The 15,232-nt window shown below is 29.6% G+C and carries 13 protein-coding genes; 6 read left to right on the top strand and 7 right to left on the bottom strand.

Annotated elements, in window-relative coordinates; all coding sequences use genetic code 11:
- Positions 1-297 precede the first annotated feature (297 nt).
- From ACM6UH_RS01375 to ACM6UH_RS01360, 4 genes are all read left to right on the top strand, one after another.
- Positions 298-597 carry a TetR-like C-terminal domain-containing protein gene (locus ACM6UH_RS01375; protein WP_225310471.1) on the top strand — a complete coding sequence of 100 codons (300 nt, stop codon included), beginning with the start codon at positions 298-300 and terminating at the stop codon, positions 595-597.
- Between the two features lie 286 nt (positions 598-883).
- Positions 884-1,051: a hypothetical protein gene (locus tag ACM6UH_RS01370; protein ID WP_283995757.1), complete on the top strand. Its 168-nt coding sequence runs from the start codon at positions 884-886 to the stop codon at positions 1,049-1,051.
- Positions 1,045-2,133 (top strand): acyltransferase family protein, encoded by a 1,089-nt coding sequence (locus ACM6UH_RS01365; protein WP_048787126.1) that lies wholly within the window; start codon positions 1,045-1,047, stop codon positions 2,131-2,133. Before ACM6UH_RS01370 ends, ACM6UH_RS01365 begins: the two co-directional genes overlap by 7 nt.
- Before the next feature lie 412 nt (positions 2,134-2,545).
- Positions 2,546-3,952 (top strand): glycosyltransferase family 2 protein, encoded by a 1,407-nt coding sequence (locus tag ACM6UH_RS01360; protein WP_048787127.1) that lies wholly within the window; start codon positions 2,546-2,548, stop codon positions 3,950-3,952.
- Between the two features lie 256 nt (positions 3,953-4,208).
- On the opposite strand, the gene ACM6UH_RS01355 is transcribed toward ACM6UH_RS01360, so the two are convergent.
- Entirely contained in the window at positions 4,209-4,613 is a 405-nt protein-coding gene (locus ACM6UH_RS01355) for a TetR-like C-terminal domain-containing protein (protein WP_225310472.1), read from the bottom strand.
- 250 nt (positions 4,614-4,863) lie between these two features.
- Between ACM6UH_RS01355 and ACM6UH_RS01350 the strand changes: the two genes are divergently transcribed.
- A complete protein-coding gene (locus ACM6UH_RS01350; protein WP_256112310.1) occupies positions 4,864-5,130 on the top strand; it encodes a helix-turn-helix domain-containing protein in 267 nt (88 codons plus the stop codon).
- Positions 5,131-5,447: 317 nt separating this feature from the next.
- Here the strand turns inward: ACM6UH_RS01350 and ACM6UH_RS01345 are convergent, their stop codons facing one another.
- From ACM6UH_RS01345 to ACM6UH_RS01330, 4 genes are all read right to left on the bottom strand, one after another.
- Complete coding sequence (locus tag ACM6UH_RS01345) at positions 5,448-8,672, bottom strand: DEAD/DEAH box helicase (protein WP_069805220.1); 3,225 nt, start codon at positions 8,670-8,672, stop codon at positions 5,448-5,450.
- A 118-nt stretch (positions 8,673-8,790) separates the two neighbouring features.
- A complete protein-coding gene (locus ACM6UH_RS01340) occupies positions 8,791-9,777 on the bottom strand; it encodes an HNH endonuclease signature motif containing protein (protein ID WP_069805222.1) in 987 nt (328 codons plus the stop codon).
- A gap of 406 nt (positions 9,778-10,183) precedes the next feature.
- Entirely contained in the window at positions 10,184-10,624 is a 441-nt protein-coding gene (locus ACM6UH_RS01335) for an antibiotic biosynthesis monooxygenase family protein (protein WP_260677860.1), read from the bottom strand.
- A 21-nt stretch (positions 10,625-10,645) separates the two neighbouring features.
- Positions 10,646-12,019 carry a cryptochrome/photolyase family protein gene (locus ACM6UH_RS01330; RefSeq protein ID WP_069805224.1) on the bottom strand — a complete coding sequence of 458 codons (1,374 nt, stop codon included), beginning with the start codon at positions 12,017-12,019 and terminating at the stop codon, positions 10,646-10,648.
- 184 nt (positions 12,020-12,203) lie between these two features.
- Between ACM6UH_RS01330 and ACM6UH_RS01325 the strand changes: the two genes are divergently transcribed.
- A complete protein-coding gene (locus ACM6UH_RS01325; protein WP_019469199.1) occupies positions 12,204-12,629 on the top strand; it encodes a pyridoxamine 5'-phosphate oxidase family protein in 426 nt (141 codons plus the stop codon).
- Positions 12,630-12,766: 137 nt separating this feature from the next.
- Here the strand turns inward: ACM6UH_RS01325 and ACM6UH_RS01320 are convergent, their stop codons facing one another.
- Positions 12,767-14,311, bottom strand: a complete 1,545-nt coding sequence (locus tag ACM6UH_RS01320) for a phytoene desaturase family protein (RefSeq protein ID WP_433911983.1) — start codon at positions 14,309-14,311, stop codon at positions 12,767-12,769.
- The gene (locus ACM6UH_RS01315) at positions 14,308-15,189 is read right to left on the bottom strand and encodes a phytoene/squalene synthase family protein (RefSeq protein ID WP_019469197.1); all 882 of its coding nucleotides are present in this window, start codon (positions 15,187-15,189) and stop codon (positions 14,308-14,310) included. The genes ACM6UH_RS01320 and ACM6UH_RS01315 overlap by 4 nt, the downstream gene beginning before the upstream one ends.
- Positions 15,190-15,232 lie beyond the last annotated feature (43 nt).

Raw genomic sequence — 15,232 nt, 5'->3', positions numbered from 1 at the left:
TTATCGACTACAAAAACTTTCAAACATATTCATAAAGCCAATGAACTGGCATCTAAAATTTTTGATTGTAGTGATGCGCATCATGACTAATTATTTAATAATCACTGCATTATACCGTTTTATCTGTTTAGCCTACCTAATTCTTTGCTTAGCAATTAGAAGTAGAAATAAGATGATGCATCTTACCTCTATAAACGAATCATCTCCACCCAAGTCATCTGTAAAATTAATACATTATTTTATGAGCATGCTATTGATTTTATTTTGAGTGCAGCAGTAAATCAATGCAATCTTTACATGGCAAAATCAGAGGATAATGAAAAGGCGTTACGTGAAATATTATATGTCATTGATGATCAGTACACTATTTTAAAGACTTTGTTTAAAAGGTCGGATCTTAATATAGTTAAACAAACATTATCAAAGAAAATGCGCGACAACATGAATCAAGAAAATAATGAAATTACAATCCAATTTTTATCATCAGCTGTAGTAGGCGTTATTGTATGGTGGATTGAAGCATCAAAACCATGTGATATTGATACTTTAACAACAGAGCTGTCCGTTTTATTGGAACCCCATTCAAAGCACTTATAATGCTAAAATTGATTGGAGCATAAAGTTTATATTAAATCGTGTTATAAATTGGGAGTCTGGGACATAAATAAATGTCTCAGTCTCTTTATGTACAATAAAAAAGAATATCTAAATCATTAACTAGTCATTTTTCAATGTCTATCCCTATGTCACTCAACAAAAATTAAAAGTTATAGAATTTATACATAAAATCGATTTAAATCCAAAATAATTTCAACTCTAGTTTAAACTGCGCCTATCAGTTATAATTAGCTGATGTGTGTTATTTTCATTAAGGGGGAGCATGTTGAAGTATTTTGAAGAAATACCTATTATTAGATCTATTGCTACACTATTTATCGTATGTGTTCATCTATCAGTTTCATATACGAATAGCGAAAACAACCATAATATGACCATTCTCGCAGGATATTTGAGTCAAATTGGTCGGCTTGGCACGGGGGGAGCATGTTGAAGTATTTTGAAGAAATACCTATTATTAGATCTATTGCTACACTATTTATCGTATGTGTTCATCTATCAGTTTCATATACGAATAGCGAAAACAACCATAATATGACCATTCTCGCAGGATATTTGAGTCAAATTGGTCGGCTTGGCACGCCTGTTTTTGCAGTGATTAGCGCTTTTTTATTAACCCATTCTGTATTAAAACGAGGTTTTGATTTAAACTATTTCGCTAAATCACGATTCACCAAAATATTTGTGCCTTATATCATTTGGACTACCGTTTATTTATATTATTTAGGTGTTGTTGAAGTGAATTTAGATAGTAATAAAAACTTTATTAGCTATTATTTATTTGGAACTGGAAATTACCATTTATATTTTATATTAACCGTGCTGCAGTTTTACATATTATTTCCATTCTTACAAAAAATTAAAAAAGGGATTCCCTTATTACTAACTTACTTATTATTTACATTCATCACTATTTTATGGCAATTAAACTATGAACACATTTCAATTGATATACCAGTTATCGGTACTTTTATAACAAGTAGGGCATTCATACTCAATTGGATTTCTTATTTTATATTGGGTATTATTTTTGCTAAGTATTATGAAGAAATCAATTCATTGATCAAAAAGTATATCAAGTTATTTTTACCTGCCATTGTTGTCGTCTTTATATCTTTTTTATTGTTTATTGATTTAGATCATTTTGTAACCTCATCGCATCCAGCATTTTTATTATATACACCGTTTTTCTTAATATTTTTGATTTATTTTTATTTTTTAATTAGAAAAAATAAATTACTTATGAAAACATTAACTTTAATTGGTAATTACTCTATGGGGATATATTTAGTACATCCTTTAGTAAAATGGCTTGTATTAAAAATTTCAATTTTTGATAATAGAGATAGCATACTGTTATATGGTCTTTCATACATCATTATCGTCGGTTTATCTGTACTAGTTATTCATTTACTTATTAAAATTCCAAATGGAAACTATATCGTACCTGTCCCTAGAAAACCAAAACTTAAAAGTAATCCCACTCAATATTTCAGAAGTAAACCATCATCATAAATTTACTGTTTTCCATCTAATCAAATTCATTTCACTATTAATATAGCGAAAAGCAATATAGCTTCCTTGACACCACACGTCAAGGAAGCTATATTTTGACTTTGTAGGAGAACGAAAACCGCATAAAAGACGTATTTACTGAAAAATACATTAAGTTGCGCTATGCCCCCACTACTATAAAAATAACTACTATTCACAAGCTACTTTTTAAAATCACCCCCAAAAAAAATTGCACAATTTATACAACTTTTAAAAACTATTCCATAATTACTGGTTTTAATAGTATAATAAATAACAAAAGTTAATTGTTGTCACAAAACACAAAAAGCAACTATTTATATTTACACAACTAGAGGCTAATTACAAAATTTCATCAAATTATAAATCTTATGAACATAGAAAGGGATATGAAATGAAAGTTATAAAAAGTAATAAAGTAACAAATAAATTTAAAGTAAGTATACTTATAAGTACATACAATAAAGAGAAGTTTATTGAAAATACGTTAAATAGTATATTGGCACAGACAATGAATAAAAATGATTTTGAATTAATCATTGTAGATGATTGTTCCACAGATAATACGCTTGATATTATATCTAAAAAGATTGAAAGTTTTTCTAATTATCAATTTGTTCAATTAGATGAAAATTCAGGAACACCTGCCAAACCTCGTAATCTATCAATCGATTTAAGCAAAGGTAAATACATTATGTTTGTAGATGGCGATGATTGGTTACCTTCAGATGCCTTGGAAAATTTATATACGCTTTTAAAATCAAATAAAACTGACTATGCTACAGGTCTTACAAAATATGTATATAGTGATCGTATTGCACGTAGTGGTGTTGCCTTATCTAAAATTGCATATAATAAAGTTGGTTTGAAAAATTTTAGAAAATCATTTTATCATTTAGCGCCTGCTGGTAGGATGATGAAATCTAGTGTTATCAAAAAAAATAATATTCGTTTCCCAGAAATGATATTTGGAGAAGATTTACAATTTTTCGCTGAAGTGTTTTTTAACACTAAAAATATCAGTACCACACAAGACGTTGTTTATTGTGCTAATCGTTATGACGAAAATATTTCTTTAGTAAAATCTGAAGCATCTACCGTGCTTAATCGTATAAAATGGCAAAATGAAGCCTACCGTTACTTAACAAAAAAATACAAAAACAATAAAATTTTTGCTAACTTATTATACCGAATTATAAACAAAGATATTTTAGAAGGTAAATTTTATAAAAAAGGATTCATTAAAGAAATTGATACATTACTTCCTGTCTTTCAAGATATTTTAAATACGATAGATAATGATTTTAATTCTTTGGACTATGCAGATGACACATTGAATCAACATGCCTTAACGCTCATTAAAAATGGTGACAAAGAAGAGATTATAGACTTTGTTAACTTTTATTTAAAGAAAGACGAGAAGCCACTTTACCTTTCAAACGATAAATACTATTACGTCTATAAAGAAAATAAATATAAAAAAAGAATGCATATCATATTGCAAAAAATAATCAAAAAAGATGAAAACATATTTTTAAAACTCTACTCTAAAAACTCAGAATTAAAATATCTTGAAATAAAAAATAGAAAAGATCCAACCAACTATACAGTTCTAGAGATTAAAAAACATCTTTTCAAAACTGGAGAATACACAGTTCAATTCAAAGCAAATGAACTTTCAAAAGGTAAATTAGCACTGACAGTACTTGATAAAGATTTAAATGGAGCTGCTATTAAATCAGGTATGCAATTCGATTTTTATGAGACTGTTAACGGAAATCTCGGTTATATTAAGAAATGATACTTTTATCCTCCTTATTATAGATTTAATGATACGTCCTAACTATCAAAATAAATCAATCAGTAAAATTTAAAAACGACAGTTATAACCTGTAGTTGAAGCGATGTCATAACACATAGCCAGTAACAAATAAAATACTTATAGATGCAAAAAGGCGAACCCACTAGGATTCGCCTTTATTTATAATATGATCAAATAACAAGATTTGAATTTTCATATTATTTCCCTCTTTTCTACTATTTGCTTTTCCTTGAATTTACAACCCAATTGTCTTTCTGATACCTTTTAATTGAATATCTCTCATCGTCGATGCCACTTCTCTTACGTCAATGCTATCTTTATTAGCGGACCAATACTGAAATGTTTTAATTAAAATAACATACAAATATTCTTTCACTAAATCTTCACGTACTTTGGATACATGATGAAGCTCACCTAAATTGATAAACCTTTTACCTATTTCATTCTTTATTTTCATTTCAAAACTTGAGTCTCCATTATGCCCTAATAAAAGTCGTATTGTTTCTGAATATGGCTCTAATGCTTCAAACAATTGTTGAAATACTTCAACATTCAACATATCTTCTTTCGCAAATTGTTGATCTATCTTTTGACGTTCTTCGTATAAATGCGTCAAAATCTCTTCTATCTCTGATAGCAAAATTATATTTATCATCATAATATCTATAAAATGTACTTCTTGTGATCTCCGCTAATCATACTATTCTATAAATGTCAATAACTCATGTATTAATTTTAATATTTATACTGCCGATTAATAGATAATATAACTATTTTATTCTAACCAAAGATGTTTGGTTTAGCATATTACGTAATAATTAATAAGATTAAAAATTTTTTTACTAAACAACTATGGATATACCAAAGCAACTGAATTTACTGATTTATTATTGCTCTCTTCTAAAAGTTTTTATCGTTTAATAAATGAAATTTTAAAAGATCTATTAATAAGCTCCCCAAAACCAACGACTGTGTACCAAATTATTAATAAATTCTATATTAGTGAAAGTATGTTATCCGTAGATGAAAAAATGATTATAGAAACGATCCAGCCATTTAACCTAAAACTGATTCGCAAAGATCGTACCTTGGTAATTTGTGGAGAAGAATCTGATATCAGAAGTGCATTAATGCAAAGTATGGATACTATATTTTAGATATTGAAAAATCAGATAGTATACCCAAAATATAGAAGAAAAAGATAAAATTTTGTTTATCACCAAATAAGTACGATTGAAAAAACGCTCAATGTTAGCATACCGTACCCATACAATATTAATATCTTTTCACACTTATATATTTTAATATCACGCTTTAGAAAGCACGAAAAACCCGAAGTAAAAAAACATAAAAATTGCACCCCTTAAAGTTGGAATTTTAGTCCGACTTTAGGGAGTGCATATCATTTGAATTCAACGAAAGTGTTTTTTATTGTTATGACTTATATTCAACTATATAAAAATATTAGATTTAACTAATTGAACTTTTTATTTGTATCTCGACCACCTTCTATTGCTTCGTCGAGATATTCTATATTAGATTCTAAGTTAATAACGCTGTAGTATGGTTTAGATTTAATACGCTCTTTATCACCAATAATATAAAATTCTTTTTTAGCTCTTGTTACAGCAACGTTTAATAAATTTGGTTTTGCACATGACCAATTGACTGCACCATCTTGATTATTGTCAGTACCTATTACAAAATAAACTTTCTTTGCTTCTTTACCCTGGAATGTATGTACAGTTCCAATTGAATTTTTGATCCAGTCACTTACTTTTTTAGTATCATCGCTTACAGTTTGAATCAATTCTCTTCTTGCTAATAATTGAATTTGTTTTTTTACTTCAGTAAATGGTGAAATGACATAAACGCTTGGTTCATTCTCTCCATTTTCTATACTTTGTTTCCAATCGTTTTTAAGTAGTGCTATGACTTTATCCCCTTGTTCTTTTACGAATTGCCTCTGTACAGAATTACCTTTAACATCATACCATCCAGTTTTACCTATATCGGTAATAGTTTTAGGTAAGACCATTTTATTATCATAGGCAATTTGATTGGCGATAGTAAACATTGGCTTTAAACATCTTCTATGTACCCATAATGGAATTCCAATCCAGTGTTTTTTAGCATCATCATCCGTCTGGGTTTTCCAATATCCATATTTATTTGCAAAGTCAGCTACGGTTTGAACAGAAGATTCTTTTGAAAGTAAGCGTTCATGAATATTATAGCCTTTTCTAATATTAGCTATTAAATTATCTTCCATTGTTACTACTGGCTCTATTTGAATAGGATCTCCAACTGCAATCACTCTCTTAGAACGATATAATGCACCGACTGCTGCTTGTGGTAGGGCTTGTCCGGCTTCATCTATAAACAAGTAATCAATAAAATCTTTAGGCAAACCTCTATACATTGATGCAAAACTTGCAAATGTTGTACTCACTACAGGAAAAATAAGATGCATCACATTCCATGCATTAGTCACTCGAATCGGCGCTGAATCAAGATATGAATTACGAGCTTTAAAGTCTTGCATAGCATAATAAACTGGACCATTATTGGCAATTAATATCAGTTTTTGGAGTTCCATTGCTTTTAAAAATAATAATCCACGATGATATTGTAATTCATTAGAATTCCACAGGTTTTCTACCTGACGTTTTTCATATTTATTTTTGTTCCAAAAATCAGAATCAGGAAATTTCACATTAGAATCACTTTTATATTGATTATACTCTGTCAATTTAATATTACACTCATTTATTTTTTCTTCGTTATTCTTTATCTTTTGCTCAAAATCTTTATTATTATTACTTATCTCTTTTATACATTTTTGTAAATCATTTATTTTCGTATGGTAAGACTTTTTTTCTTCTAATAATTTTATTTTATCTTCTTTACACTTATCTAGATTATTAGTAGTAGTTTGGTTTAACCATGACTTCATTTTCTTAAATATATTATTGGGGTTATATGTTTGAATCATTTCATCAATTGTTTCAATTTGTTGCTCTATATATTGAAAATTATTTTTTACATCCTCTAATTCACTGTTTTTGCTTGATAAATCATTACGGTTTTGATTTAAACTTTCTTTCAACATTTCTATTTCTGATTCTAATTCTTTTTCTTTATTTAATAATTTTTCATTTTCTTTGTATTTATTATATGCTTCAACTGATAGTTCTTTTAATTCTTTCACTTTTTTGAGTTCTTTACCAAAATCTTTCGTACAATCTCTCCATTTTTTCATAAGTTGTTTATAACTAAGACTATTTTTTTCATTTTGCAACAACTTCACAAATGAAGTGTGCGGATCGTCAAATTTTGAATCACTATTATTTGAACCATTATTAAAAATTTGATTCATTACTTTATTAATATTGTCACCTTTTCCAAACACACCTGAAAATAATCCCCACGCTGGCTCTCCTATTAATCGAGATGCAATCGTGCTAAAGCTTTTCAATTCATCGATCGCTTTATTATAAGATAGTTCATAATCTGGAAACACTTTACCTTCATGATCGCGAGCTACTTCTTCCATTTTTGGTAAATCTTTAGATATGTTTTCTACAGCACCATTATTACTTGATGCAACTACCATTTTAAATTTAGAAAATTCCTCTTTTAACACTTTAATAGGAGAAGTATCTGTTTCATGTATTTTAAAATTTTCAAATGCATCTCGTGGTTCATCCAAAGCTGCAAAGGCTTTAGCACGCTCAACAACCAAGTGTGCAAAGATATCCTTTAATAAAGTCGTTTTCCCTGTTCCTGGAGGGCCATTTACTGTACTAATATGTTCTTTACTACTTGTTATTTGGTTTACAGCTAATTGTTGCATTAAATATAATTTATGTTCAATTTGAGATGGCCAACGACCGTCTGGTAAGTTTGCCGGGTGTAAAAACTCATCGAATATTTCTTTATTCTCATCTACTTCAATACGCTTTTCACCATTTATACCTTCAATATAAGCTTTCAAAGTTTGATTAGGGTCTTTACGAGCTCTTTCTATATCACCAATAAAGAAACTATTAAAATTAGGGTCTGGAGATTCACTATTTTTAACATATTCAATCACAAAATAATGTTTGAATATGCCATTTGTTTCAGAAATAAGTACAGCAAAAAAGTCACGATATGTTGCATCCAATCGCTTAAGTTTATCTTTGTTAATAGGCTCATCTGCAATAATTTCGTTAAATCTTTGTTGAAATTTACGTTTAGAGTCATTAAATATTTGTTCTATATTTGCGCTCTTATTATTTCTGATTTCTTTAAGTGCACTCATAATCATGGGAATATGTAGACTGTCTGTTATTACTTTTCCATTTTCATCAGTTTGGAATGTATAGCCATAACAACGCTTTTCATTTGGGTTGAAAATTTCTGTGTTATCGTTAAAAATATTTTGAATTTCTTTATCAATTTCTTTATAGTAAAAGCAATTTCTATATAAACGAAATATTCTTTTACCGTATTTTTGAGATTGCTCTGCAATTGTATATCGTTCGTCATTCCATATATCATAATAATCATCAAAGCTTTGTAATTGCTTTTGTTGTTCATTATTTTGAAAATTACTTTTAGGTAAAGTGCTTCCCTTGTCGTATTTAACTTCACCAGGTTGTAAAGATTCTACAAGTAACCATGCTGATAAAGTATCATTAACTAAATTCGCCATTTTATCTCACCCTTATTTAATTAAGTTCATCACCTTATTTTAGCAATATTCTGAAAAAATTCATAATGACTATAAATATTAATAATATTCTATTAAGTTAATCAAACAATTAAAATTTCTATAAATTCTTACTTTGATAATAATTTAGTCTATCTTTCAGAAATTTCACATCAGATTTTAAATCTAATTCATGCATTTTCCTGTGACAATTAGGGTCTAAAGCAACAGCATTACCGATGCTATCTTTCCCACCGTTTGCTAGCCAATCTACATGATGACATTCAAGATATGCTCTCCCATTTCGATCCTTAAACGGAGCTGGTTTATTACATAAATCACAATAGCCATTAGACCTATTTTTAACATGTGCAGCCACATGGATATTTCTGGCATATACTTTAGTAACCGCTTCTTTTCTTCCCACTTGTTTCACCTTTATAGCACGTTCATAGATATCATTGTCACTGAGTTTATTTATTAGATTCGCCTGTTCTCTATACTTTTCATCCGAAATATTTCCTGGGATATAATATTCACTGTTATTAAAAGTTAGCGGGAAGACCCAAACCATTCTATCATTTTGCTCTGTAGTATATGGTTTATCATACAACCTCACTTCTCCACGAAATATATGTTCGCCCGAAATAAATGATTCAAACAGATATACTTTAATACTTAAATCTTCAGAATGGTTTAAAGTCTTATTTTGACCATGCTCAATATCTTGATCACCTTTTTGACCCATACCTGTATAATGCAATGTTTCATTTCCTTCATCATCTATTACTGTATGATCTCTATAAACAACATTTTTATGGTTAGAGAATAAGACTAGTGTATTAGTTAAATGAGAACGTCGCATTCCTCCCTGCTGAGAACATTTGAATACATCACTAATCGTATTATTGTCATACTTTTTATCAATTATGAGATTATCAATTCCTTCTGTTACCTTTTTATGCCAACGCTTTACTTGTTCTAGATCAAAGAACTCTTCATTCTGCGCTTTAACTATTGGCATTCCGGCTTTCTTCCAATTTCGAAAGGTGCCATCATTTATTTTCAACAATTGCATTAAATCTTTTCTCTTTAATAATTCGCTCATAATATTTTCCACCTTTATCTATATCTATTACTGTAACATTACCATATTGTCAGATTATTATTAGTTTCCTTTTTCATATAAAAAAATGGAAATAACTAAAATCAATAGTTATTTCCATTCAAAACTTTAGTTTTAAGATAAATAATGTACAATTTTTATCTCTGATTCAACAATTTTATCATTATAAAATTCGCTTGAATAGCAACTAAGTCATGTTTTTTGAACTGATAAATCTACTACTATATCTTTTTAAACATGGTAAAAACTTCAGCTAAATTATTTGTGATACGCTTCCCTTAATCAGTGATTTTGCTAAAATTTTTATATCGCTTAAAAAATAGGCAAGTTAGTATTTAAATAACTCGCCTATATGTTTGCAGAAATATCATTTAATTCAAAAATTATGTTATTTAAATTCTAAACTAATATTAAATGATAGGTTTCTGTTTACAATAGATTTATCAGCACCTTGCTTGGTTCCTCTATTTTTATGGGATGCTTTATATTCCTGAGACTCTTGCCAATGTTTGTAAGCTGCTTCGTCTTGCCAAAACGTAATGATAACATGATGTTCATGTGTACTATGTGGCTTTAGAAATAATAGATTTTCAAACCCTTCAGTATTCTCTAGATGTTTATCTCTATTTAAGAACACACGCTCGAAGTCTGCCTCTAAACCAGGATTAGCATATAAATGGTTTAAAACTGCATAACCATATTGTGGCAAATCATTAATTTGTTCTAATATAGTATAGTGATATGTCGCATTAAATCTATTAATAGTTACCTCATTATTATTTTTTTCTAAATAAATACGATGTATTTCATTTTTCAACAAATAAATCACTCCTTTTTATTGGATGATATGTCAAAATTTCTTAAATTTATCCATAACATAATCTCTACTATTTTTATGATTCACGATAGTCTGTGGATAATCTTTTCCAATTTCAATATGATAAATTTCTTGTAACTTGTCTTTATATTTAGTTGGATCATGAATGTATTTACTGCTCACATCATTAAATATTTCTAGCTGTGTTTTAATAAAATACCCTTGCGCATCAAAACGCTCACTTTGACGTATAGGATTAAACATTCTGAAATAAGGCACTGCATCTGTTCCAGTTGATGCTGACCACTGCCATCCATGTACATTAGATGCATTATCATAATCTATCAAATACTGTCTAAAGTACTCCTCCCCCCAAGTCCAATCAATAAATAAATTTTTCGTTAAAAATTGTGATACGACCATTCGTAAGCGATTATGCATATATCCTGTACGATTCAGCATCTTCATTGCAGCATCAACGATTGGGTAACCAGTTTGACCTTTTTTCCATACTTCAAAATGTGTTTTATTATACGACCATTGGATGTTTCGATATTTTTCAGAAAAAGATTTAGTTGCCGTTTCTGGATACTGTGTCATTAACACATAATAAAATTCACGGAATAGAACCTCTCTTATAAAAGCTTCATAATTTTTTTCATCGCTCTCATAATCTTCAAGTAAATCATTTATAATTTCACGAATATCGAGTAGTCCATATGCTAAATATTTACCTAATCCACTTACAAAATCCTGCGACACATCGTCAGTCAATTTATCATAATGAGCTATGTCACCATTTAAAAAATCATCCCAAGCTTTACGGGCTAACTTTTCTATATCTTTATTATTTTCAAATTTTAAGTCACTTTGATTTGAACCCTTTTCCGCAATTTGAGACAACTGCTTAAATTGATAACTTTTTTTAGGGGTGTGTACTAAGTCCTGACGATTTGCTTTATAAAAACTAGTAAATACTTTATAAGGCTGTTGCTGTTTATTAAAAGTCTTTGTTGGCTCAAAATAATGATTCACGCGCTGTCCAATTACTGTAACTTGGTGATTTTCAAAAGCCTTTTTTACATGAGGATAGTCATATATTTCTTTGTGATAACTCATAATATCTTTTGCTACTAATACGTGAGATAACGCCAATGTTTCTGCTAATTCACCTAGCTTTTCGTATGTGACAATATAAGGTTGTATATCATGCTTATCTAAAGCATTTACAAATCCTTTTACAACTTTATAGTAATAGTCACGTTTTACTTCTGATGCGTCAGTTAAATCTTCTAAAGGTAAGATACAATACAATTTATTTATCTCATTTTGATGCTTCACTATATATTGAAAAAGTGGATTATCTTTCGTTCTAAAAACTCTGTTAAGTATGAGTCCTAAATGCATTTTATTGCCTCCCAGCTTGTTTCATACAAATTCACTTTATAATTGTCCTTTAACTTAAGATTGTGTTTTCAATCATATACCCGTTTTAACTTTTATATAATTCACTAAAAAATAAAATAAATTTTTAATACCTTACATATTATAGGCAACTTCAGGGTATATTATTATCAGAGGTGATTAAATTATGAATAACGAACAATTACAAAATGAAATTGAAAATATATTAAATACATCAAAAATAGGTGTCCTATCTACTGCACATAACAATACACCTAATAGTAGATACATGGTATTTTATAATGATGGACACACACTTTATACTAAGACAAGCATTGAGTCTAAAAAAATTGCTGAATTTAAAGATAATCCCAAAGCTCATGTACTTATAGGTTACGATGAAACGAATAATCGTAGTTTTCTAGAAATTGATGCTAATGTTGAAATACTGAAAGATCAAGAGACTATTGATTGGATTTGGAACAAACAAGATAAGTCCTTTTTTGACTCTAAGGATGATCCAAACTTGTGTGTAATTAAAGTAATACCAAAATCCATAAAAATTATGAACGATAAAAAATTAGACGCACCACAAACCATTACGTTCGATTAGTTAAAAAGGCGAGCCTGGGACATAAATAGATGTCTCAGGCTCGTTTTCAATTTGGCAGTAGGTGACTGAATTGAAAATGCGATTATATCAAGCTTTTTTCAATCCTAGTCACCCTTGCCGGGGTGGGACTACGAAATCTATATTAGAAAATTTGATTTCTGTCCCACTCCCGTTTTTTTTTTACCATTATTAATATCTTCTAACATAGCATCAACTGTAATTTTAGCACTCGTCAGTACAATTGGCACTCCTGCCCCTGGATGAACACTAGCTCCAGCAAAATACAAATTTTTGTAATCTCTGCTCACATTAGGCGGTCTGTAATAGTTACTTTGCGCTAAAGTAGGCATTAAACCAAAGGCTGCTCCAAATTTAGCATTATAATCTCCTTCAAAATCCTTAGGCGTATAAATAATTTCTGTCACAACTTGCTTTTTCAAATCTTTTAACGCTTTAATCGTAGAAAGCTTATTGTAAATAATATCTTTCACTTGTGTGATTGTTGACTCATCAGACCAATCCGTATTACTTGTTTTCAATTCTGAAACGGGCATCAGCACATAAATACCTGTTTGACCTTCTGGCGCTAACGACTGATCTTCCACACTAGGAGCGTATACATATATTGATGGATCTTGGGATATTTCCCCGGAAAATATTTCATTGATATTATTATCAAAATCCTTTGAAAATATAACATTATGTAACAAGATATCTTCAGATAAATCTTTATCAACCCCTATGTACATTAAAAAGGCTGAGCAAGAATAGTCCATATTATCAATTTTCTGTGTCGTATACTTCTTAGGATGATGTTCATTTTTAATTAAAGATGAAGTAGCATATGGAAAATCAGCAGTACAAATTATTTTGTCATACTTTTCTATATGTCCGTTTACTTTTAGTCCCTCCGCACGCTTATACCTACTATCAATGATAATTTCTTCAACGTTTGCGTTGGTATAAATTTGAGTACCTAATTCTTCATTTAGCGTTTGAAGCGCTCTGACAAAGCTATACATACCACCTTTTATAAAGTGAACGCCAAACATTAACTCTATCATGGGTATAATTGAATACAATGACGGGCTTCGTTTAGGGTCGATACCTATATATAATGTTTGAAACGCTAAAATCTTTTGGATTTTTTCATTATCAACATATTTTTCAATTAAATTATCTGCTTTATCAAATGTTTTGAGTTTCATACCTTGATATATAGTAAAAGGATTATAAAAATCCGTAGGTTTCCTAAACGTACGTTCTAGAAAATATTTTCGTGCTATTTCGTATCTTTCGTATATATCTGTTAAAAAGGACATAAAACCATATGTAGAGTTAGGTTCAATACTTTCAAGCATATCTCTTAATTGAGCAAGATCTGTAGGAACGCGAATTTGATCTGTTTCACTAAAATAAACATCATATATATGTGATAATTGTTTAATTTCCAAGTAATCATTCATATTTTTTTGAGCGTAATTAAAAACGTCTCGATAAATCTCAGGCATCATTACGATGGTTGGTCCCATATCAAATGTAAATCCATCTTGCTTGATCTGATTCATCCTGCCACCTATTTGTTGGTTCTTTTCATATAAATCTACTTGGTGACCGTTTGCTGCTAATCTTGAAGCTGCAGCTAAACCTGAAACACCGCCGCCTATAACTGCAATCTTCATAATGTTTCACTCCTATTATATTTCGCACTAAGTTCACGATAAATTTTCATTTTTTTCAATTTGCTTACATATACTTTCTTATGCAACGTATAGTTTGCCTTCCTTACTTCCACAAGTATTTCATGATAAGCTATCGCAGCTAATTCGATAATGTAACGTACCTCTTCGTCAAAATAATTAATACCGTTTAATGCAATATCATATAACCTAACTGACTCTGTAGCGTAACTTTCCCACAGTTCTATATAATTTGGCGTAACTCCTTCATAATATATAGAATGTAGATTAACTCGATATTGAGCTAATTTTTCTACACTTAGATAAATTCTTCCATTTTGAAAATCTTCGCCGACATCTCTTAAAATATTAGTTATTTGCATTGCCTTGCCTAAAGCAATCGCAGCTTCTTCAGCTTGCTCGAAATTATTTTCATTTGATGAAGTTAATATAGGAGTTAACAATTCACCGACAGTACCTGCCACACCATAGCAATACTCATATAAATCTGAATCAGTTTTCATTTCTTTTAAAACTAAATCTTCCTTCACATATTGAATTAAAGATTCAAAAGGTTTTTTAGGTATTGAATATGTATTCAATGTATTACTTAAAGCATTCATAATAGCTGCATCACTTTGATACGCTTGAATATAATCACAATCGCTATAAATCACATCTAAATCTCTAGCTATGCCGTTTAATTGCTCAAGGTCTTTGTATTTATCAATACTGTCATCTATAATTCTGCAAACTGCATAAATAGCCCAAATTGCTTTTTTCCTTTTTAAATCCAAAAAATCAAAGGCATATGAGAACGTTTTTGAATGTTCTTTCATTATATTGTGACAATGGTTATAATCTCTCTCTAATTGATTCATTTATTGGCCTCCTCAGTAAGCCTAGAACTTCGTGACATTTGTA

Origin of the sequence: Staphylococcus sp. LKG4-2, from assembly GCF_050955665.1 — a bacterium.
In the GTDB taxonomy this organism is placed as follows: Bacteria; Bacillota; Bacilli; order Staphylococcales; family Staphylococcaceae; genus Staphylococcus; species Staphylococcus saprophyticus.
The sequence above is the reverse complement of the archived record's forward strand: the minus strand, read 5'-3'. Positions and strand labels throughout refer to the sequence as shown.

Coding starts and splice junctions, on each gene's coding strand:
- ACM6UH_RS01375 (WP_225310471.1), top strand. CDS start 298: ATGGCAAAATCAGAGGATAATGAAAAGGCGTTACGTGAAATATTATAT.
- ACM6UH_RS01365 (WP_048787126.1), top strand. CDS start 1,045: ATGTTGAAGTATTTTGAAGAAATACCTATTATTAGATCTATTGCTACA.
- ACM6UH_RS01360 (WP_048787127.1), top strand. CDS start 2,546: ATGAAAGTTATAAAAAGTAATAAAGTAACAAATAAATTTAAAGTAAGT.
- ACM6UH_RS01345 (WP_069805220.1), bottom strand. CDS start 8,672: ATGGCGAATTTAGTTAATGATACTTTATCAGCATGGTTACTTGTAGAA.
- ACM6UH_RS01340 (WP_069805222.1), bottom strand. CDS start 9,777: ATGAGCGAATTATTAAAGAGAAAAGATTTAATGCAATTGTTGAAAATA.
- ACM6UH_RS01330 (WP_069805224.1), bottom strand. CDS start 12,019: ATGCATTTAGGACTCATACTTAACAGAGTTTTTAGAACGAAAGATAAT.
- ACM6UH_RS01325 (WP_019469199.1), top strand. CDS start 12,204: ATGAATAACGAACAATTACAAAATGAAATTGAAAATATATTAAATACA.
- ACM6UH_RS01320 (WP_433911983.1), bottom strand. CDS start 14,311: ATGAAGATTGCAGTTATAGGCGGCGGTGTTTCAGGTTTAGCTGCAGCT.
- ACM6UH_RS01315 (WP_019469197.1), bottom strand. CDS start 15,189: ATGAATCAATTAGAGAGAGATTATAACCATTGTCACAATATAATGAAA.